Origin of the sequence: Microcoleus sp. B3-A4, from assembly GCF_036705385.1 — a bacterium.
In the GTDB taxonomy this organism is placed as follows: domain Bacteria; phylum Cyanobacteriota; class Cyanobacteriia; order Cyanobacteriales; family Microcoleaceae; genus Microcoleus.
Genome location: NZ_JAUBUI010000018.1, coordinates 38687 through 60606, shown reverse-complemented (window position 1 = coordinate 60606; position 21920 = coordinate 38687). Strand labels below are relative to the sequence as shown.

12 protein-coding genes are annotated in these 21920 nt (G+C 46.8%); 4 read left to right on the top strand and 8 right to left on the bottom strand.

The features are described from left to right. Positions 1-7 precede the first annotated feature (7 nt). Together QUB33_RS10550 and rpoB are read right to left on the bottom strand one after the other, a co-directional pair. Complete coding sequence (locus QUB33_RS10550; RefSeq protein ID WP_333350126.1) at positions 8-1099, bottom strand: HNH endonuclease; 1092 nt, start codon at positions 1097-1099, stop codon at positions 8-10. A gap of 141 nt (positions 1100-1240) precedes the next feature. Next, on the bottom strand, positions 1241-4627 hold the full coding sequence (rpoB, locus tag QUB33_RS10545) for a DNA-directed RNA polymerase subunit beta (protein WP_333041547.1): 3387 nt from the start codon (positions 4625-4627) through the stop codon (positions 1241-1243). A gap of 102 nt (positions 4628-4729) precedes the next feature. On the opposite strand from rpoB, the gene QUB33_RS10540 reads away from it, so the two are divergent. Further along, entirely contained in the window at positions 4730-4873 is a 144-nt protein-coding gene (locus QUB33_RS10540) for a hypothetical protein (protein ID WP_333096137.1), read from the top strand. A 342-nt stretch (positions 4874-5215) separates the two neighbouring features. On the opposite strand, the gene QUB33_RS10535 is transcribed toward QUB33_RS10540, so the two are convergent. Together QUB33_RS10535 and rpsT are read right to left on the bottom strand one after the other, a co-directional pair. Continuing rightward, positions 5216-5995: a TatD family hydrolase gene (locus QUB33_RS10535; protein WP_333350123.1), complete on the bottom strand. Its 780-nt coding sequence runs from the start codon at positions 5993-5995 to the stop codon at positions 5216-5218. Positions 5996-6220: 225 nt separating this feature from the next. Continuing rightward, positions 6221-6520 (bottom strand): 30S ribosomal protein S20, encoded by a 300-nt coding sequence (gene rpsT, locus QUB33_RS10530; protein WP_006632886.1) that lies wholly within the window; start codon positions 6518-6520, stop codon positions 6221-6223. A gap of 893 nt (positions 6521-7413) precedes the next feature. Here rpsT and hisD point away from each other — a divergent pair. Both hisD and QUB33_RS10520 read left to right on the top strand, forming a co-directional pair. Continuing rightward, complete coding sequence (gene hisD, locus QUB33_RS10525) at positions 7414-8727, top strand: histidinol dehydrogenase (RefSeq protein ID WP_333350121.1); 1314 nt, start codon at positions 7414-7416, stop codon at positions 8725-8727. A gap of 390 nt (positions 8728-9117) precedes the next feature. Then, complete coding sequence (locus QUB33_RS10520) at positions 9118-9489, top strand: universal stress protein (RefSeq protein WP_333350119.1); 372 nt, start codon at positions 9118-9120, stop codon at positions 9487-9489. A 47-nt stretch (positions 9490-9536) separates the two neighbouring features. Here QUB33_RS10520 and QUB33_RS10515 read toward each other — a convergent pair whose 3' ends face one another. From QUB33_RS10515 to QUB33_RS10500, 4 genes are all read right to left on the bottom strand, one after another. Then, positions 9537-10865 carry a carbamoylphosphate synthase large subunit gene (locus tag QUB33_RS10515; RefSeq protein ID WP_333350116.1) on the bottom strand — a complete coding sequence of 443 codons (1329 nt, stop codon included), beginning with the start codon at positions 10863-10865 and terminating at the stop codon, positions 9537-9539. 143 nt (positions 10866-11008) lie between these two features. Further along, positions 11009-11902, bottom strand: a complete 894-nt coding sequence (locus QUB33_RS10510) for an isoaspartyl peptidase/L-asparaginase family protein (RefSeq protein WP_333350114.1) — start codon at positions 11900-11902, stop codon at positions 11009-11011. Positions 11903-12515: 613 nt separating this feature from the next. Continuing rightward, a complete protein-coding gene (locus tag QUB33_RS10505) occupies positions 12516-13148 on the bottom strand; it encodes an alpha-ketoglutarate-dependent dioxygenase AlkB (RefSeq protein ID WP_333350112.1) in 633 nt (210 codons plus the stop codon). Between the two features lie 461 nt (positions 13149-13609). Beyond that, on the bottom strand, positions 13610-19348 hold the full coding sequence (locus QUB33_RS10500; RefSeq protein ID WP_333350110.1) for an AAA family ATPase: 5739 nt from the start codon (positions 19346-19348) through the stop codon (positions 13610-13612). Positions 19349-19913: 565 nt separating this feature from the next. On the opposite strand from QUB33_RS10500, the gene QUB33_RS10495 reads away from it, so the two are divergent. Next, positions 19914-21920, top strand: a 2007-nt coding sequence (locus tag QUB33_RS10495) for a two-partner secretion domain-containing protein (RefSeq protein ID WP_333350153.1), incomplete at its 3' end; no start/stop codon positions are given.

Genomic DNA, 21920 nt, shown 5'->3' with positions numbered 1-21920 from the left:
ATCAATGTTATACTCCTCTATATGTGACGTGATTTTTAATATCAGAGATGACACTTGACGATACTCCAAAGTCATCAGCGATTTTAGAGATTGATTCTCTACCTCTAATTCTTTTTCGTACCTCAAGAGCTTGCTCGAAAGTCAATTTGCGATCGAGATATCCGCCCATGCGAGGAACTGGAACCTCTTCGCCTGCTTCCTTCCAAGTGACGTGATACTTAATATCGTGTATGGTTTTGCGACCAACACTGTATTCTTGAGCTATATCCTTCACTCTCTCTCCTTCTGCTAGTTTTTGCCTAATTTCTCGCACCTTTTCCCAGTCTAATTTGGCATTGGAAAGGGGATGACTTTTGCCTTGAGTGCGTCCTTTCTTAGAAGCATCTAATAAATTTTGAGTGCGAGTTCCACCCCAAAGGTGTTCTGGATTAATACAACTGGGATTATCGCAGGTATGACAAGCATCCATTGAAGTGGGAACTTCACATCGTAATTTGTCTGCTAAAACAGCACGAGTAACTGATTGGGATTTCCCATTTTTAAAGTACCTGCCATAACCACCTTGACCATCCTTTGCCCCTTGAAAAATTATGCAGCCGCTGTCTTGAATTTCTCCTACAAAACCGGGGGGAACTGTAGTGAAGTTATGGGGAATTTTTGCCTGAAGTATCTTAGTAATAGTGTCATACTGTACGCCATACTCTTTTATTAGGTGGCTTTTGATGGTTCCAGCTAAATATTTACGCTGAATTTCCCGCAGTTGTTCGATCGAGAGTTGGCCAATACCCGGAATACTTTTGCGTCTGGGAGTTTTGCGATCGCGCCCCATCATCTGCTGCGTATTCTCAGCCGCAGTTCCAGCTACGAGATGTGCTGGGTTTATGCAGCTTGGATTGTCGCAGATATGGCAAGCAAAATAACCGGAATCTAGAAATCCTGGTATCTTTGATTCGAGCACTAATCGGTGGACTAATACCGTTTTCCCCTCGATCCACTTGCGCCCGTAACCATTTTTCAGCTTGCTCCCTTGCCAGTTAATACAGCCTGTCGCCCGGTCAACTTCTCCTTGAATTCCTGGGACAACTGTTACAATAGTCACGTCAGCGTCTCTCCTCTTAAGAGCGTTGATTCGCCTCACCAGTGTTCGTACCACTGCTGAGGCATTTTAATTTGAGATTATCGATTAAAGATTAAAGAATTGAATGCAATCAAAAAATCTTTAATCTTTAATCTTTAATGCCTAATCCTCGTCAAGTTCGTCACGAGAAAGCGATTCGTAAGTAGGCCGGGAGGGCGATCGCTTGCCCCCAGCATCTGCCATCAAATCCACCTCAACGTGCTCGCTGCCCTCGTCGGACGTATTCACCTTGTGCACGGCAATATCCAAGCACAAAGACTGCAACTCCCGCATCAGCACCTTGAAAGATTCCGGCGTACCGGGGCGCGGAATAGCTTTGCCTTTGACGATCGCATTCAGCGCTTCATTCCGCCCCTGCATATCGTCCGACTTCACAGTCAGCAACTCTTGCAAAGTATAAGCTGCGCCGAACGCTTCCAGAGCCCAGACTTCCATTTCTCCGAACCGCTGACCCCCCTGCTGCGCTTTGCCGCCCAAAGGCTGCTGCGTTACCAGCGAGTAAGGGCCTGTGCTACGGGCGTGGATCTTATCGTCTACCAAGTGAACCAGCTTCAGCATATAGGCGATGCCGACTGTGATCGGGCGATCGAACGGTTCCCCAGTTCGGCCATCGTAGACAATAGTCTTGCCGGGGTGCTTTTCATTAAACACCCAAGGCTTGCCGGTTTTTTCGCGTGCCTCCTGTAGCTTGCCGTGTACGGTTTCGCGCGACTTTTCAGCGCCGTGCATTTCATCAAAAGGCACCATCTTGAACCGCATCGACAGATTTTCGCCCGCCCATCCCAGCAAGCACTCAAAAATCTGACCCACGTTCATCCGCGACGGTACGCCCAAGGGATTGAGCACTATGTCAACGGGAGTCCCGTCGGGCAAATAAGGCATATCCTCCATCGGCAGAATCCGGGACACAATACCCTTATTCCCGTGGCGGCCGGCCATTTTGTCGCCGACTTGAATCTTCCGCTTTTGAGCTACGTAGACGCGGACGACCATGTTGGCGCCGGGGGGCAGTTCGTCGCCCTGTTCCCGAGTAAACACCCGCACGTCCACCACGCGACCTTTTTCGCCGTTAGGGACGCGGAGGGAATTGTCGCGCACGTCGCGGGCTTTTTCGCCGAAGATTGCCCTCAGCAGTTTTTCTTCCGGCGGTTGGTCGGATTCGCCTTTGGGGGTGACTTTGCCGACTAGGATGTCGCTGGCTTCTACCCAGGCTCCTTTGCGGATAATTCCTTGTTCGTCTAGCTGGCGCAGTGCGTCTTCGCCGACGTTAGGAATTTCGCGGGTGATTTCTTCGGGACCGAGTTTGGTTTGGCGGGCTTCGATTTCGTATTTTTCAATGTGGATCGAAGTGTAGACATCTTCGTACACCAAACGCTCGCTAATTAGCATCGCGTCTTCGTAGTTGTAGCCTTCCCAAGGCATATAAGCTACGAGGATGTTGTGGCCCAGAGCGAGTTCTGCCCCTTCGGTGGAGGAACCGTCGGCGAGCACTTGACCTGCTACGACTCGATCGCCCTCATAAATCAGCGGACGCTGATTTAAGCAAGTATCCTGGTTAGAACGCTGATATTTTTGCAGTTCGTGTTCGATGCAGCCAGCATATTTTTGCTTCCAAACCGAGGGCTGTTTGACTTTGAGATCGTCGTATTCCTTAATCAGGAAATGTTCTTCGCTGGAATTCGATTCGGCATCTACAGCCAGGGGTTTGACAATAATCCGGGTAGCGTCGATGTAAATCACCTCGCCGTCGATCCGGGAAACCACAACCATCCCGGAATCTCGGGCGGCCTGAGCTTCCAAGCCCGTACCGACGAGGGGCCGTTCTGGTTTCAGTAGCGGCACAGCTTGCCGCTGCATATTCGATCCCATCAGAGCTCGGTTGGCGTCGTCGTGTTCCAAGAACGGAATCAACGATGTCGCGACGGAGACGATTTGCACGGGCGAAATCGCCATGTAGTCCACCTGCATCGGAGTGGTGGTAGTAAATTCTTGGCGGTAGCGGACGGCTACGGTTTCGCCCAAGAGGTTGTTGTTTTCGTCGAGGCTGATGTCTCCGGGGGCGACGCGCAAATCGTCTTCTTCGTCGGCTGTCATGTAAACAGGGGCTTTGTCGCGCAGCACCCGTCCTTTTTCTACTGGATAAAAAGGAGTTTCGATGAAGCCGTAGGGGTTGACGCGGGCGTGGGTTGCCAAGGAACCGATCAGACCGGCGTTGGGGCCTTCTGGTGTTTCGATCGGGCAAATCCGGCCGTAGTGGGACGGGTGAATGTCCCGCACTGCAAACCCGGCGCGTTCCCGAGTCAGACCTCCAGGGCCCAAGGCGGAAAGCCGACGTTTGTGAGTCAGTTCTGCCAGAGGGTTGGTTTGATCCATGAACTGCGATAGCTGGGAGGAACCGAAGAATTCCTTGATTGCTGCTACCAGCGGTTTGGGGTTGACCAGAGAAGCGGGGCTGAGGGAGTCGGCATCCGAGACGGTCATTCTTTCGCGGATAATCCGTTCTAAGCGGTTGAGGCCGACTCGGACTTGGTTTTGCAGCAGTTCTCCGACACTGCGGACGCGACGGTTGCCTAAGTGGTCAATGTCGTCGGTGGAGCCGATGTCGAATTCGAGGTTAATTAAGTAGTCGATCGCCGTCAAGATATCTTGCGATGTCAGCACCCGCATGGTATCCGGGACTGTCAAGCGCAATTTTTTGTTGAGTTTGTAGCGGCCGACTCGGCCCAAATCGTAGCGTTTGGGGTCGAAAAAGCGCGAGTTGAGGAGCTGTTCGCCCCCCGCTACGGTGGGGGGTTCACCTGGACGGAGTTTGCGGTAGAGCTCCATCAAAGCTTCTTCTTCGCCGAATTGTCCTTCTTTCTCGATCGTCTTTTGGAAGTATTCCGGGTGCCGCAGGGAGTCGTAGATTTCGCCGTCTGTGAGTCCCAATGCTTTGAGTAAAACCTGAGCCGATAGTTTGCGCGTTTTGTCGATTCTGACCCAGACTAAATCGTTTTTGTCTGTTTCAAATTTCAGCCAAGCGCCGCGGTTGGGGATCAGACTGGCGTTGTAAGAACGGCGACCGTTTTTGTCGGTTTCCGATTTGTAGTACACGCCTGGCGATCGCACGATTTGGTTGACAATCACCCGTTCGGCGCCGTTGATAATGAAAGTGCCGCGCTCGGTCATCAAGGGCAAATCGCCGATGAAGACTTCTTGTTCTTTGATTTCCCCTGTTTCTTTGTTAATCAGGCGGGTGGGGACGTACATTTGCACCGAGTAGGTGCTGTCCCTGCGCTTGGCTTCGTCCACGTCGTATTTCGGGCGCTTGAGTTTGAAGTCTTTGCCCATGAAGTGGAGTTCCAGCTTGCCCGTGTAGTCGGTAATCGGGGAGAAGCTGTCGAGTTCTTCGATCAGTCCGGCTTCTAGGAACCAGCGGAAACTTGCCCGCTGGATTTCGATCAGGTCGGGCAAGGTGAAGGCGAATTCTGTGTAATCTTTAGTGGTCATGGGTATCCTTTTTCCGCAGTGGCTCTAGCTTTTTACATGGCGCCAAGGCTGGGCTTTTTTACCTTGTTGCGTTTTTTTGATGGATTGTGTGAGAGAATTTATATGATGTTTTCGATCGCCTTCCAACTGCTGCAACGGTTATTATTGCTGGTGGCTCGCAGTATTTTTGTGCGGATTTTAGTTTCGATCGAGATGCTTTTAGCTCTGATATCGTGGTATCTCGGGGTGAATTCCCTACACTTTTGACTCCTAAAATTGACTTGACAGCTATTGCCAAATGGCTGAGGTTCCAAGTTTCTTCTGATGTGTAAGTTTGAGGTATTGCGTGAAGTTTTGACCGATCCCGAAGGTTAGCGTACTCGCGTTGTGTTGGTAGTTCGTGGGCGACATCGCAGTCGCGGATACTAAGCCAACGCCCGATCGGTCGGTTCTTTTTATTATAGGACGCAAATCCGATCGCAACAGGCAACGCCAAAAGAATCTCCAATAAAGGATGAATCCGGTTTTTCTGGCTGGATAGAAATGGGATTGTCCTGAGCGCTGGCTCCTAAATCGACCTGTTTTCCTCGTTTCTCTGTTCTGCTATAACTAAACTGAAAAGCCGAATAGCTGACAGGCATTTTCGGTTGTCTGCTGGGACAAAGTTAAGAGAGAAACTCCTCTCAATTTAGCAACTTGCTCGGCTACGTAGTAGACGTAGGCTGGTTCGTTGCGTTTTCCCCGCTGAGGTACGGGGGCGAGAAAAGGGCAATCTGTCTCGACTAGGATGCGATCGCTATTTACCATACAAGCTGATTCTTGTATTTGCAAGGCTTTTTTAAAGGTGACTGTTCCGCTAAAACTGATGTAGAAACCTAGGTCTAAAAACCACTTGGTTTCTTCGGGTGTGCCTCCCCAGCAGTGCATGACCCCGCGCACTGGCCCGCGTGTTTGCCAAAAGTTCCTCAGCATTTCGGCCATTGGGGCGGCGGCGTCGCGACAGTGGATAATGACTGGTTTGTCAAGTTCCTGGGCGATTTCAAGCTGTGCCTCAAACACTTTAAACTGGTGTTCTCGATCGTCAGCTTTATAAAAGTCCAGTCCGGTTTCGCCGATCGCCACTACCCTAGAGTCCGAACTTGCTAATTCCCTAATCTGGCTCGCAGTCTCGTCTTTCCACTTGTCCGCATCTAGGGGGTGGAGTCCAACCGCAAACGAGACTTCTGCAAACTGATTGGCGATTGCTTGAATGCCGGCAAACTCTTCTGGCTCTACACAAGAATGAACCAGCCGAACTACACCAGCTTCGCGCCAGCGTTCTCGAATGGCTTCTAACTCAGATTTGTAGGTCTCAAAGTTGATATGAACGTGAGTGTCGATGAGCTGCATGGGGGAAGCAGATTAGAGGTGATACGGGAGAGTCCTAGTGGGATAGGGCGAGGAGGGAGTGAGAGAGTCTGGGAGTGGGAGTGGGAGAGAGTGTGTGGGAAAAATCTTCCGTCTTCTTTCTTCCTTCTTCCTGCTTCACGCTTGACTGCTTCACGCTTGACTTCTTCCCTCAACATCCATCCCTTCAATCTTGTACACTGCTTCGTTGCCGAACTTTCTGCTTCCTTAAGATGCTACCGATACTTCGTGCGGCTTGAGGGTTCTTGCCAAGCGGGACTTTTTGCGAGCGCCGTTGTTGCGGTGGAGTACACCTTTTTTGACAGCTTTGTCAATTTTGCTGTAGGCCTCAGACATTCGCTGCTGTACTTCTTGCATTAATTCCGGGCTCGGAGCTGCGGCGTACTTGTCTACGGCAGCGAAATACTTCTTCATCAAAGTTTTGACCGCTGACTTGTAAGATTTGTTGTACAAGCGGTTACGTTCGGCGATTTTGACTCGTTTGACGGCGGACTTAATATTTGCCATAGTTCAGTTGCTGGAAGTAGGTATTCATTGATACACCCTAGTCTCAAGACAGTCTCAAGACACGGGGATTTTGAAGGACAACCTTTTCGGGATCGATCCGCAAAAAGCTTGATTTTTAAGGGCGGAGTGAGACAGCCACTCTCGATTCGCTCAGATTGAGCTGAGTCTGTGGCTACTTTTTGGCGACGCCCGCGCAATAATTTTTTATTGACTCATTTAACTGCCTGTTTTTTCCCCCTGACAATACCCAAAGGTATGACACGGGTGTTACGGAGGCGTTTTGCGGTGTTTCCACCGTCACGAGTTAAAGTCACGGTTTCTTGCGCGCAATTTTCAAGTATACAATAAATTGGCGTTTTTTTATAAAAAAATTATCAGGTGTTGGAAAAACTAATATAGCACCTATTTTGCTTAAAATCCAATTCTCGGAAAAATCCAAGTTAAGCTATAACAAAGAATACGGGTTATTTGGGCTTCGGCAAGAAGCACTTACCGAAGGTAGAAGGTAAAAAGCTGAAGGTAGAAGGTAGAAGGTAGAAGACAGCCGGATCAGAAGGTAGAAGGTAGAAGGCAGAATCAAAATTCTCCCGCTCGAACACTCTCCCTCTCGGGTATTATCGGGGTCGGATACTCTCCCCCTCTGCGTTCCCACCCTCTCCCTCCGCAACCAGTTCTCTGGCGGGCAATTCAAGAGAGAAGGTTGTGACTTGTCCTCAGTGTTGCAAAATCCTCCACCGAGATTTAAACGCTGCACTGAAGCCTTTGAAAATGCCGCGACTCTCGCGGTTTAAGCTTGTGGACTGGTGGTGGCCTACTTCTTTAGGAGAACCCCACAAAAATCCCCAATTGTCAAGCAAATGTTAGTGAAGTTATAGACGGCATTCCTAATCTCCATGCTGCGAATCATTACTCAGTGGGTTGAGGCACAAGCTGAACTGCGACGGATCTGCGATCGCACCCATGACGAACTTGTTGTTCACAAAGAAGCCACCGTGCGCGAGGTGCTGCAAGCTGTAAGGCGCAGAGGCGATCAGGCTGTGCTGCACTACACTGCTGAATTTGACCGCATGACCCTAAATGTGGAAGATTTACGGGTGAGCGGCGCCGAATTGGATGCTGCTTATCAGCAGGTGTCGAAAGAATTATTAAATGCAATCCGGCTGGCTTGCAAACAGATAGAAGCGTTTCACCGACAGCGCGTCCCGAAGTCTTGGGTGCAGTTTGGTGATGACGAGATTGTTTTGGGCAAACGCTACACCCCGGTCGATCGAGCGGGAATCTACATTCCTGGCGGTCAGGCGTCCTATCCAAGCTCGGTGATCATGAATGCGGTTCCTGCGAAGGTCGCCAAGGTGCCGAGACTGGTGATGTGTACTCCCCCCGGACAGGAGAAGAAAATGAATCCTGCGGTGCTGGTAGCGGCTCAGGAAGCGGGAGTTGATGAGATTTATCGGGTAGGCGGGGCGCAGGCGATCGCGGCTTTAGCCTACGGTACGGAAACTATTCCGAAGGTGGATTTAATTACTGGGCCGGGGAATATTTACGTCACCCTGGCTAAAAAACTGGTTTACGGGACTGTGGGGATCGATTCTCTGGCTGGCCCGTCGGAAGTGTTGATTATTGCGGATGGTTCGGCGAATCCTGTACACGTGGCTGCGGATATGTTGGCTCAAGCTGAGCACGATTCGATGGCGTCGGCAATTTTGCTGACGGCGGATTCGGTGCTGGCTAGGAAGGTGGTGGCTGAGGTAGACAGACAGTTGGCAAATCACCCGCGCCGAACTTTAACAGAAAAGGCGATCGCCAACTATGGTTTAGTCGTAGTAGTTGACTCGCTTAAAGCGGCGGCGGAACTCTCTAACGAGTTTGCCCCGGAACACTTGGAATTGCAAGTTGCAGATCCTTGGGCTTTGCTCGATCAAATTCGCCACGCTGGGGCGATTTTCTTGGGCTGCTCGACGCCGGAAGCTGTAGGTGATTATTTGGCTGGCCCGAATCACACTTTGCCAACTTCTGGGGCTCCGCGCTATGCGTCGCCGCTGGGTGTCGAAACTTTTATGAAGCATTCGAGTTTGATTCAATATTCGCCTGCTGCACTTAAGAAGGTGAGTAGGGCGATTAATGTTTTGGCGGAAGCAGAGGGGCTTCCTTCTCACGCTGATTCGGTGCGGCTGCGGACTGAAAATGAGGGAAAGGATAAATTTTAGATGGTCGATGTGAGATGGGCGATCGAGATTTAAGTAGATGAGCGGCAAAATACATAATTAGTCAAAAGCCAGTGAAACGAAGCAATTCGCTGGCGATTATTCCTAGCTTTACTTTCTGTGACAAGCGGCAAAGTTTATTTCCACCTATCTGCTGACGCACTCTGGGGTTAAGAAACCGGGTTTCTTCAAGTATCTTGCTGAAATGACGCAATTATGTTAAGAAACCGGGTTTCTGCGTAGGTAATGATGATGTTGGTGGGGAGTGCGAAATTGTGGAAAGTAGGCGACAATCAACGAAAAATTTAAAGTCTAGTATCTGAAATTTAAAGGTGCATGGTATTGAATACTGTTTTGGTAGCGATCGACAATTCAGAGTTAGCGACTTAGGTATTGCAAGTTGTAGGACAATTTCAGCTAGAACCGACGGCAAAGGTGATTCTAGTTCATGTTGTGAGTTCTGGTACGTCGGATTTTGACGCGGTTGTCGATCGACCTCACGCTCAGGGAGATGAGATTGCTTACCGAGAGGTGGAGAAGTTACTGCAATCTTATCAGGAAAAGTTGCCTTGCCAAAGCGAATTGGAGATTGTTTCGGGACAACCCGCCGAAGAAATTGTCCGTTTGGCTAATATTTATAAGGCGGATTTAATTGCGATCGGCTGTCGGGGTTTGACTGGTTTAAAGCGGATTTTGGAGGGTTCGGTGAGTGCGGACGTTGTGGCTGAGGCTCCTTGTTCGGTGTTGGTGGTGCGCGCGAGATGACGGGGAAAACCGCATAACCGCTGCAATCGGTAGAGTAAATATTAACCCTATTGCTGCAATCCCTTACTGTGCAAATTCTGCTCGATGTGCTGCATATCCTTCATATCCTCACCAGCAACTATTCCGTAAATTTCCGTGTAGATTTTCCCGTATTTAACCTTCTCTAAAGCTGACAAGATTATCAAGTCCTTGCAATCGAGTTCTGCTTTCAGGGTGACAAGAATCGATTCCAAAGTCCCATCCATTCGCCAGTCACTCGAATACTTAGCCACCTCCTTTCCCAGCCCCAGTAAGGTATGGCGCTGCACACAAAGCGGAGTCGAGCCATTAACTCGGAAATTGGCATCGATCGCATACAACTCTCCCTCCGAGTCTTCCAGCACGTCGAAGCCAATAACGCCGAAATAACCCTGTTGGTGAGCATATTTACCAATAGCGGCAATCATCTCAAAAAACCTACTCATGTCGGTTTCGCGGTAGTGAATCAGTCCCCCTAAATAGCTACCCTCTGGGGTCACAAGTTGGCTGGTAGTGCCGATAAGCGTGATATTTCCCGTTTTGCTTACATAAAACTGCACGCAATAGTTCTGCACTTCATTCTTGACGAATTCCGAGACAATAATCGTATCCACCAACTTAATATCCACATATTTCCTCACTTCCTGCAAGCAGTAGTTCAGATCGCTGGCGCTTTTGATAATATAAGTGCCTTCTCCAGAAAGTCCGTGGGATGTTTTAATCAAGTAGGGGAATTGCTCTGGTAACTGAATGCTTTCGAGATTGACTTCGTGCAGATTGTAGCTTTGGTATTTCGGACATTGCACGCCTAATTCTGCTAGCGTTGCTTTGCTGAGCAAGTGGTAGTGGATATCGGGATGGACGGCGTGTTTTTCGGGTTTGAGATTGTCGAAGGGAAATAGAGTCAGGAGTTTGTCAAAGTGATCGCTTACGCTGAGATCTTCGAGATAAGTTGAGCAGTCTATCATCTCCATACTGCTGTAGCTGAAGCCAAAATGCTCGCGCCAATAGTTAATCAGCGAGTTTGGCGGCGAATTAATCACAATCCCTGGGATGGCATCGCCTAACACAGCCAGATTTTTCCAAGGTTCCTTCTGACCAATCTTGTCGAAAGAAGTTTTGGTGGCTTCACTGCTGCCGTCTTGAATAAAGTATTTTTTTCGGTTGGGGTAAGCAGCCCAACTGGCAGTTGCAGGGTAATTGAGGATGAACGCATAACGTCCATCTGTGATGTCTGGAGCAAACAAATCAGAAAGAGAGTTGCCTTGAAAGTAAGGAAAGTCGTATGTTGAGTTCATAGAAACATCCAAGTCGAGTTTGAATTGAACAGTTTTCCCGGCCACTAAGTAGCTCGACATAATTAAAAGTAGGGTGGGCAATGCCCGCCCTACAAATTGAAAAAATGTTTATTGAGATCCAGCTACTTAATAACCTACGAAACAAGATATTAGTTGCGGAATTTTAACACTCTCCAACTAGGGAGAATGCAACCTCAATAATTTCAATGATGGACGAGTTGTTTTTTCTTAGTGAACACAGCCACCTTGTCCATTTCTGAGGTTCTATAAGCACAAGCCATGTCCGTTGAATTATGCGCCCAGCCAACCCGCCCTTGAGGGTCAATGAGGATGCACCCAGCTTCTCCTGCCACCTTAGATGCCAGAGTCTCAATTGCCATCTTCGCTGCTTCGTCTGGGTGCTTGCCGGACGCTAGAATGTCGATCGCCGTCTTAGCCAGAACTACTGGCATAATCGACTCGCCATCGCCTGTGGTCGAGCAAGCGCCCTGTTGACTGTCAGCAAACAAGCCTGAGCCGATAATGGCGCTGTCGCCGACGCGACCGGCGGGCTTATTCATAGTGCCGCCTGTTGAGGTACCGGCCACTAAGGTGCCACTACTATCCAAAGCTACACAACCAACGGTATTGGGGCGGTCAATAACTTCTTTTTCCTCCTCCCACTCTTCCTGTTGCTCGTCAGCGATTAAGTCTTCTTTTGCAGACATCTCGGCTCCATTTTCTGCTGCAAAATGTTCTGCGTGATCCGCTACTAAGAACATGGGTTTTTTATCCATAATCTTTCGCGCCACAGAGATGGGATGGCGCACGCCTTGAACATTTGCGAGCGCTCCCCAAGCTAACGAACCGCCTTCCATGATCGCTGCGTCTAGCTCTACCTCTCCCTGGTTGTTGAGAACCGCTCCAAAGCCGGCGTTGAATGTCTGGTCAGTTTCCAGAACCCGGATAGCTGCCTCAACAGCTTCTGCTGCTGTTCCCCCGCTTGCCAGCACTGCCCAACCAGCTTCTGCTGCTGCGGTACAGCCTGCATTGTTGGCTGCAACCTTCTCTTCTGTGATGGTTTTTGCTCCACCGTGAACAATAATGCTTAGTACCATAAATTTCCTTTTTTTAATCTTAATATCTACTTAAAAACTTCTTACATTAATCAATTTTTAAGTAGTTTTTTCTTCCTCATAGTTTTATACATTAGCGGTGTTTAATTATGGGTTCTTCTATCTTCAGAGATAAATATTTTTGTCGAGCTTGGTGTTCCTTCAGACCTAGCTATTTACGAATTATTAATAGATATCTGACCAAAGTTATGTCAATAGGGTGAGGCAATTTTGCTTCGAGTTAGTTAAGGAATTTGAAAGATTTAGGGAGTAAAGAGGGGGTAAAATTTAAGGCGAGGCACTACACATTAACAGGCAAAATGGGTAAACCTGAAGAATGAGACTTTGAGAGAAAATAAGTGCGATCGACCTTCACATCACTCTGAGCATTTATGCTCCCCCGCCAAAAACTCCCGCAGCCGCAACAAACTAGCCGTTTGACCCAAATTCAGCCGTAGCAGCGGCACTCCCCTGCGAGTGCTAATTCGGCGGTACTGTTATTGCTGTGCGAAAATCACTACTTTTACTGTTAACAAAAGTTGCAATCTTTTTTTATTAAAACCACAAGTAAAGGCAGATAAACGCATATGCAAATTACAAATTACCATGAATTCATTTAGCTTATTTTCCTGAAAGTAAGGTTGATTCTTGGTTCAGTAACTTTGGCTGCTTTCGGGATTTGGTGTTGCCAAAAATGCTGGGTTACTCCTTTCATCAGCACGAAGCTTCCAGGAGTTAATTGAATTTCTAATTTCATTTCTTTTTGGTATTTGTGCCTGAGCATAAAACGACGAGTAGCCCCAAAACTTACAGAAGCGATCGCTGGGTTTTCACCAAGTTCTGATTCATCATCACTGTGCCAAGCTACACTATCTTTGCCATCGCGATATAGATTAAGCAACACGCTGTTAAACAATGTACCTGCTATTGCTTCTATTTTAGATTTGATTGTTATGAGTGTAGGTGTCCATAGATTAGGCTCCATTTTTATTTTGGAGTAAGTGTAAGATTTACCTGCATCTCCGTACCATGCACTAAGTCGCGGTATAGCGACTTGCTTGCCAAAAAGCAGAGTCACCTCTTGCTTCCAATTAATAGTGCCGTACAATTCCGCAAAAATCTGGTTGCTCTCATTGTTATTGAAGAAGTCGCGGTACATGATTATTTCGGCATCAGGCAGAGATAATTGCTGACCATGCTTCTGGCTTTCTGCTTTTGGCTCTTCCCACAATGAAAGTTGAGTATACATAAATCTGCTTGATGATTACCTTTTACTGAAATTTATAAATATACAGTTGTTGGCACAAACACTGCCCAGCTTTACCATTAATCATGTGAAGCTAATTTTAACATTTTAACAAGAGAAGGATAATTACTTTTTGTAACCTACATAAATTTTTATGTATTCACCAACCCAATCCTGAATCGTGATTTAAGATTTGGTTGATGTCAATTAGCTATGTACTATGAATTGCTTTGAAATAATTAAATCGGTTCTTGATGAAGCTTATGTCCAAATTCCAGGAGATGAAGCCAAAAAGGATTAGGTAATTAATGACGCACTAGAATACCTGCGAGGAGAATATTCTCACCTATCGCAGGAATGTAACAGAGATTATAGCGACCCGAGGTTGAGGGGGTTGTCACCCCCTCAAATGAAAACGATCTCCCCCTCCAACAATGTAGCGATCGAGTTTTGGGCTTTTATCATTAAGGTAAATTGTGTGGCCTGTCTTTGATTTTCGTGCGATTTGTTAAAATAGACTGACAGCGTTCCCAATAAATTTTAGAGACGCGATCGCCCTGATTCTGACCCCAACACTCGGCAAACAGCCGGGCCGCCTCAGCTAACTTCCCTTCCAAGTAATTTGCCCTCGCTTCTACAAACAATTCCAGCGTAGCTAATTTGCCCGCTTTGGTTTCAGGCGGATCAGCATCAAACACCTCATAAACTGTTACTAATTCAGATTTTCCCTTGACTTTTACCGTATCGAGGGTGCGGATTGCGTACTGGGATAAATTTTCTAAACGCGAGTAAGTTGACTGGGTGATTAATAGCGACACCCCATAATTTTTCGTCAAACTTTCCACCCGAGAAGCTAAATTCACCGCATCGCTGATTACCGTCCCATCCATGCGATTTTGACCGCCCACCGTTCCCAGCATCAAACTTCCAGTATTAATGCCAATCCCAATCTGAATCGGTGGATAACCACAATTGGCGCGATTTTGATTGTATTCAACAAGGCTCTGCAGCATGGCTATTCCGGCTTTCACAGCATTATCAGCTTCCCCACTAAACAGCGCCATAATCGCATCGCCAATATATTTATCAATAAACCCCTTATTTTCATTAATAACTGGTTCCATACGAGAAAGATAGGAATTGATAAATTTGAAATTATCCTCCGGCGTCATGCTTTCCGAAAGCGTGGTAAAATCGCGAATGTCGGAAAACAACACCGACATTTCCAACTGCACTTGGTCGCCCAATTCCACATCAATAATGCTTGATTTATTTAGAAAATGGAGGAATTGATTGGGGACGAAACGCTCGTAAGCTTGGTTGAGTTGGAACAGTTCATTGGTAAACCTTATTCGCTCAGTTTCTGCTTTTTTGCGCTCCGTGATATCTTGAAAGGCTACAATTGCATAAGAAATATTATCCTTTTCATCATAGATTGGCGTACCCCAAGCCTCGATCGGAATAATCTTGTTGCCTTGGTGGATTTCCATATCCTCAGCAGTAACGCTTTCGCCCTTCAACGCCCGCGTAGTCGGCAATTCGGCAGAGGGATATTCCCGATCTCTTCCAGCTTGATACATTTGATAAACCTCTGGTATTTGCTCGCTGGTGACTTCAGCAATAACTTCTTTACCTAATAATTGAATAGCAGCGCGATTACTGTAGTAAGGTTTGCCAGAAGCATCCACTACTGACACCCCGACTGGAATTGCTTCTAAGAATTGAGTGAGCCTGTTCTCACTTTCGCGGATTTCTGTATAGAGTTTAGAATTTTGAATCGAGATCGCTGCCTGTCCAGATAACACTTTTAACAGTTCGACTCTTTCTGGTGTAAAAGCTCCGGCTGTGAGATTGTTTTCTAGGTAAACAATACTAATGATTAGAGATTGATTAATCAGCGGTACACATAAAATTGATTTAGGCTGATTTTTTTGGATGTAAGGGTCGTTGGTAAATTGTCCCTCTCGGACAGCATCATCCAGTACCACGCTTTCTTGAGTGCGAGCCACATAGTTGACAATTGCGGAGGAAAGTTCTTGACAGGTTTCAACGGGGATTGACTGAAATATGGTGACTTGTTCGGAGTTTAGGGTTCCTTCAGCTTCAACCAGTAGCTTCCCCTGACTTGATAAAATCAGATAACCTCTTTGCGCCCCTGCACTTTCCATCAAAATTTTCATCAAGCTAGACAGTAGCTTATTTAGCATAATTTCGCCAGAAATTGCCTGAGAAGCTTTCATTACTGTGGTTATATCTAAGTTATTAGCGGAACCAGTGGTCGTCACTGTTGCGGTAGTTTTCGTATTTTTTCTGCCCGATTGAATTGCCTCTAATAACGGGCGATATCGCGTTTCTAAATCTGTTACCTTCGCAGTAGCTCCCCATTGAACATAACAATAATACGCCTCAATTATGTAGGTTTGAGCAATTTTTTCTTTGCCCCATTCTAGATAAAACTTGGCGGCTAGTTCGTTAGCAAGGGCTTCTTCGTTAATGTATTTATTTTCTCTAGCTCCTGAAATGGCGCGATCGTACATTTCAATCGCTTCGGCTTTATTGCCCAAAACTCGATAGCGTTCTGCCTCAACTAAATACCATTTATGCAAATAATTCATCGGAGCATTTTGCGCCCACTGTTGTAGAGTCGTTTGATGAGTTTCCACAAGGGCGAGAATTTCAGCTTGCTTGGTTTCTGGCTGGGTGGGGAAAAGTGCCAAGTTCGTCAGGGCGGCATAGAAATGGAAAATGGGAACAAGAACCGTTCCCGATACTGCCATCAAATACTTTTTGGATTGGGCAATATAGTCTAGAGCCGTCGTGTAATTGCTAAAGGAGTAAGCAAGCAGTAGTTTGTAGATATAGGTATTAGCGATCGCAGTGAGTTCATTGTTCAGAAGGTGCTTAGGAATCATCACCCTTTCATCGTAGGCCGAACCGCTCAAACAATCCGACAGAATACCAGATTCCCTCAAGTTCTTCGCTGTCTGGCGCGTTGTATCCACAAAAGCCTGGATAGAATATTGCTTCGCCTGAGCCAAGGCAGCGCTGTAACCTGCTATTTCAGTTTCCCAAGTATCTAGTTCTACCCCACCAAAAAATTTGGCAAAAAAGTAATTAATTATGTTGTAGCCAGCGTAGAGAAAGTCCCCCGTTTCCATGCCAACGGTAAAGCCATCTTTTGTCGTCGGGATCGTTGCCCTCAAACGTTCTTGGCGATGCTGAATAAAGCTCCCAAACATCAGGAGAATTATGGGTTTGAATTCCCGCACATTGAACCGATCTAGCAATGAGAGTGCCAATTTACCAAAGTCATAACCCGTTTTCGCCTCTTTTAAAAAGGCACACAGCACCATACCGTGAATTGCATACCCTACTGGCGATGCGGGTGCATTCCCAAATTGGAGCGATAAACTCACCATAGTAGAGCTAAGTAGAGGCAGCAAACCGGGCATTCTAATGAAAATGGGAGCAAATAACATACCAGACAGTTGCATAGCTGCCTGAGTTTGGAGATTAGTCATTACTGGCAGGTCAATCAATTCTTCTACCCTTCTTCCCTGGAGTTGACTGGCAAGGGTCTGTAGAGCTTTGCTAATAAAGCCTTCATCAGGTTCGGGAGGCAGTTCAACTCCCAATTGCCCCAGGGCATTTCTACCCACTGCGATCGCCTCCAACATCTGACTTTGGGCTGCATGAGTAGCGATTTGAATTTCATAAATTTTAATTTTGTCTAAAATCGTCTTAGCTTTTTGCAACACCAATGCTGTTTTATGTTCCATGCGTTCAAGATCGGCATTTAAATAGGCTGTTTCTGCGGCAGCAACATAGAGATTCAGGGTCAATTGATACTGACTTTGCCAGCAGTTGGGCCTCAAGAGTTCAATCCCTGTTTGTAAATAGGCCGTTGCAGCAGCGTAAGCAGTAGAATTTCTGGCTTTCTGTCCGGCTTTTAAGTTAAGTAGAGCTAAGGCTTCCCGTTCGCTTGCTTGAGCGATCAACTTCAGCCCTAGATTCAAATGCCCGACAATATCAAACAGTTTTTCTTCTCTTTCTAGTTCCGAATAATTTTGTAGCAGTAACTGTCCGATTTTGAGATGAGTGGCTTGTTTTTGGTTATCGGGAATCAGGGAATAAGACGCTTGTTGGACGCGATCGTGCAGAAACCGATAAGTGGGATTGGTAATAGACTCAGTAAGGGATTGATTATCTGTTTGAATTAAGTTATAGCCTTCTGTAATCTGTAAAATGAGTCCTTCTTGCAAGGCTATCCACAATGCTGATGCCGTTTGTTCTGATAATTCTTCACTGACTACTGCCAACGTCTCTAAATCAAATTGCGCCCCAATGCACGCGGCAAGTTTGAGGACATCCTGAGTTTCTCTGGGCAACTTCTGCAATTGCGCTGCCATAAACTCTACCACATCCGAGGCGTGGGTAAGTCTAACTTGAGCAATATCGCACTGCCAATACCCTACATCCCAGTTAAAAATAATTTGACCATCTTCATACAACGACTTGAGGAATTGAGTCGAGAAAAAGGGATTACCTTTGGTTTTTTTATAAACCAACTCTGTCAAAGGTTGAGCCAAGGATAAATTACAAATCAGCGTATCTGCCACCAACTGATTCATATCTGCTAAACTCAAGGGTTGCAGGTTAATAGTATTCACCACCGCCCCAGACTTAATAATCTCATCCACTGTCAACATAAACGGATGAACAGGGGAAACTTCATTATCCCGATAAGCACCCAATACTAACAGATGCCCCCTATCCTCCATCAATAGTTGTAGCAACTTTAGGGATGCCGAATCTGCCCACTGCAAATCGTCCAAAAACATCACTAATGGATGTTCGGCAGTGGTAAATACTTGCACAAATTTCTGCATCAGCAGATTGAAGCGATTCTGTGCCGCAGTCCCCGAAAGTTCTAGTGCAGGATCTTGAGCGCCAATGATGCGTTCTAATTCAGGAATTACCTCAATTAGCACTTGCCCACTCTCGCCCAATGCTGTCAGAATTTTGGTTTTCCATGTTTGTACCTGAGCATCACTTTCTGATAATAATTGCCCCATCAATTCCCGAAAAGCTTGCACAAATGCACTGAAGGGAATATTGCGCTGGAATTGGTCGTATTTGCCTTTAATAAAATAGCCCCGTTGTCTAGCAATTGGCTTGTGGACTTCGTTCACTACTGCGGTTTTACCAATCCCAGATAAGCCAGCCACCAGGATCATTTCGGCGCTACCTGTACTCACTCGTTCAAAGGCTGCTAATAGATTATCAACTTCACTTTCTCTGCCGTAAAGTTTTTCGCGAATTAGGAAACGGTCTGTAATATCTCGCGTTCCCAAAGCAAACTGCTCAATGTTACCCGTTGCTTGTAATTGAACTAGACAACTCTCTAAATCATGCTTTAGCCCCCCGGCCGTTTGATAGCGGTTTTCTGCATTCTTCGCCATCAGCTTGCTGACAATTTGGGAGAGAATTAGGGGAATTTTGGGCTTGATTTCATGCGGGGTAACTGGCTGTCTAGCAATGTGGCAGTGAACCAGTTCTAAAGCATCTTGGGTCTCAAAAGGTAGTTTTCCTGTCAGCAATTCGTAGAAGGTGACACCGAGGGAGTAAAAGTCAGTCCGGTAATCGAGAGTGCGATTCATTCTCCCCGTTTGTTCGGGTGAAATATAGGCTAATGTGCCTTCTAAAATATTCGGGTTTTTTAGGGTTGGCGTTTCTCGGGTTAACTGGGTAGAAATGCCAAAGTCAATAATTTTTAATTGTTTCGTTTCCGGGTTGTAAACAATATTTGAGGGGTTAATATCTTTGTGGATGATGTTGGCGCTGTGAATTTTTCCTAAAATTTCAGTGGTAGCAATAGCGAGAAGCAAAAATTCTTCAAGACTAAACTGACGCTGCTGCATCCAAATTTTCAAGGATTCGCCGCCAAAGTCCTCCAAAAACATCACAAGGGTGTTTTGGTATTTTTGCAAGTCATAAACCTGCACCACTCCTGGCTCTTTTAGCTCTTGGGTGATGCGGTATTCGGTGCGGTAGCGCACCAATTCTTGAGGTGTGGGGTAGTTTTCTTTGAGCAGTTTGAGGATAATTGGCCCTTTATCTGCTTCCCGAATGGCTCGGTAAACCAGAGAGTTGGCGCTTTCATAGAGAAGTGTCACGACGGCAACGCCTGGAATAGAGAGCATATTGATTTTTAGGGTAAAAATTAACGCGCAGTCAAAACACACCAGTTTTGTCTAGAGCATAGCGCGTTAGAAAAGAAAAAATAAGCTTTGTTAACAAATGTTTAGTTTTGCGGGTAGCAGCCTGCAAATACTTTATAGTAGCCCGATCGCGATTGCCTAGTTTGTATGGTGCGTCAACAGTCGATCGCACTTTTGCTGTGATTTTCCGCCCACATTACGCACCCTGGGGTGTGACACAGCATAATTACGCATAAAACTCTATTTTTAAAGTAATAAATTATGGCTTTAAAACATTTTTTATCAGTCACTGTACGGTATAAAACAATAAATTATAGCTTTATTGCTGGATAAAAGTAAGTAAAAACCGATCGTGACAGTTGAGGGTGCAGAATGTGGGTTTCAGGTATAGCAACCGCCCTGATGGTGACGAGGTTCTTAATCGCTAAGTCAGTGTCGCAGTTGACCGCACTGAGGGGCCAATACCTTAAAGTTATAATTGTCCGATACGTGCTCTGCCAGCTCAAAGCTAATGAAACTAGCCTTCTTTTCTATACATGGTGCTGCAATGCTAGCGATCGCAGCCAGTATTTTGAGTACAGCGGTGCTACAAGCACAACCCATTGTTCCCGCACCCGATCGCACTGGCACTACTGTCACACCCGACGGTGATCGCTTGAATATTACAGGCGGCCAAACTTCTAGAGATGGAGCGAATCTTTTCCACAGTTTTCAACAGTTTGGCCTTACCGAAGGGCAGATTGCTAATTTTATCTCTAATCCCGCTATTCGCAACATTCTGGGTCGGGTAGTAGGCGGCAATCCTTCCCTTATTAATGGTTTAATTCAAGTAAGTGGCGGCAATTCCAACCTGTTTTTAATAAATCCTTCTGGCATTATCTTTGGCCCTAATGCGAGCTTGAATCTTCCGGCTGCATTTACAGCTACTACTGCTACTAACATCGGTTTTGATTCCGGTTTGTTCAATGTGGCTGGAGCGAACGATTACAGTACGCTGATAGGAACTCCGAACACTTTTTACTTTAATGTCAGCCAATCGGGAAGTATTATTAATGCAGGTAATTTAGCTGTTTTGCCGGGACAAAGTATAACTTTAATTGGCGGCACAGTTGTCAGCACTGGTTCCCTCAAGGCTCCCCAAGGTAATATTATTGTCGCTGCTGTCCCCGGTAAAAATGCTGTTCGTCTTAGTCAAGAAGGGCATTTATTAAGCTTAGAAATAGGGCTTGTTGGCGGGGAATTGTTGGCACAGAATGGGCAATTATCCCTGCCTTTGTCACTTCCGCAATTGCTTGCGGGCGCAGGTGGGAACTCTGCTACTGGTATCTCCGTTAACGGTGCAGGAGAAGTAGTTTTGACGGCGGGTTTGAAGGTGGAAAGCGGGGATGTGGCGATCGCTAGTTCTACTGTTAATAGTCAGAATGCTACACTCTCGGCAGCACGTAATCTCACTTTGGTAGAAAGCCAGCTACTTACTCAGAACAACTTGTATCTGTTGGCAGGAGATACGGTGCGCGTGCGGGATGGCAGTTATCCTTTCAGGGCGATCGCAGGCGGCAATCTTACTATACAAGGTAATCAAAATATTGATATCTTCGCGCTAAATTACCCTAACCCTGCATTCCAATCCTCCGGGGATATCACATTATTGAGCAATGGCACAGTTTCCGGTGATGCTCACTTCGCTGCGCGTGGTAATTTTTCTATTCTCACATTGTCTGGCAACGGCGGCAGTTTTCTGAGTTTGTACGACCCGATTATTAGCTCGGATGGAGATGTGAGATTTGGGGATTATACTGGAACCTCACTTAAGGTAGAAGCAAAAGGCGCGATCGCGGCGGGAGATATTACCATCAATGGGCCAGATACTACTTTGTCAGGTTCTGCCGATCCAGATGCGGCGGTGCTTTCAGGTAGTGCAGCTTTAATTTTGCGATCGGGCGTTTCGACTTTGGCGAATGCTGCGAATCTGCCGCCGAATGTCACCGAAGGGGAGACATTTTTTGCTTCACCGGGTGTTGCTTCGGGCAATAGCATCGGAGTGGGAGCGATTTCGACAGTAGGCGGGCCTGTGATTTTGGAGTCAGCAGGGGACATTGCGTTGGATGCGATCGCCACTTCTGGGGGTAATATTACTCTCAAAGCTGGTAGCGACATCGCCGTTACAGGCACTCTTCAGTCTACTGGCGGCAGTATTGACCTCACGGCCGGCAATTTGTTCACAGTCAGCGGCACTTTTACAGATAGTAACGGTGTAAATGCGAGCATTTCCAGCGCTAATGGCACGGGTGGCAGCGCGATTACTATTCGCCACGCGGGGAGCACTACTACACCTTTTATTGTCGGCGATGCGACAACGAATGGGACGGCGGGAGCCATTACATCAGGTTCCGAGACAATTTCGCCACAGTTTGCGGTGCCTGTGCCACCTAGCACTTACACTCAGGGCAATATTACGATCGTTACTTCCGTGCCATCTCCAACACCAACACCAAATACTCCAACACCAACACCAACATCTCCAACACCAACACCAACATCTCCAACACCAACA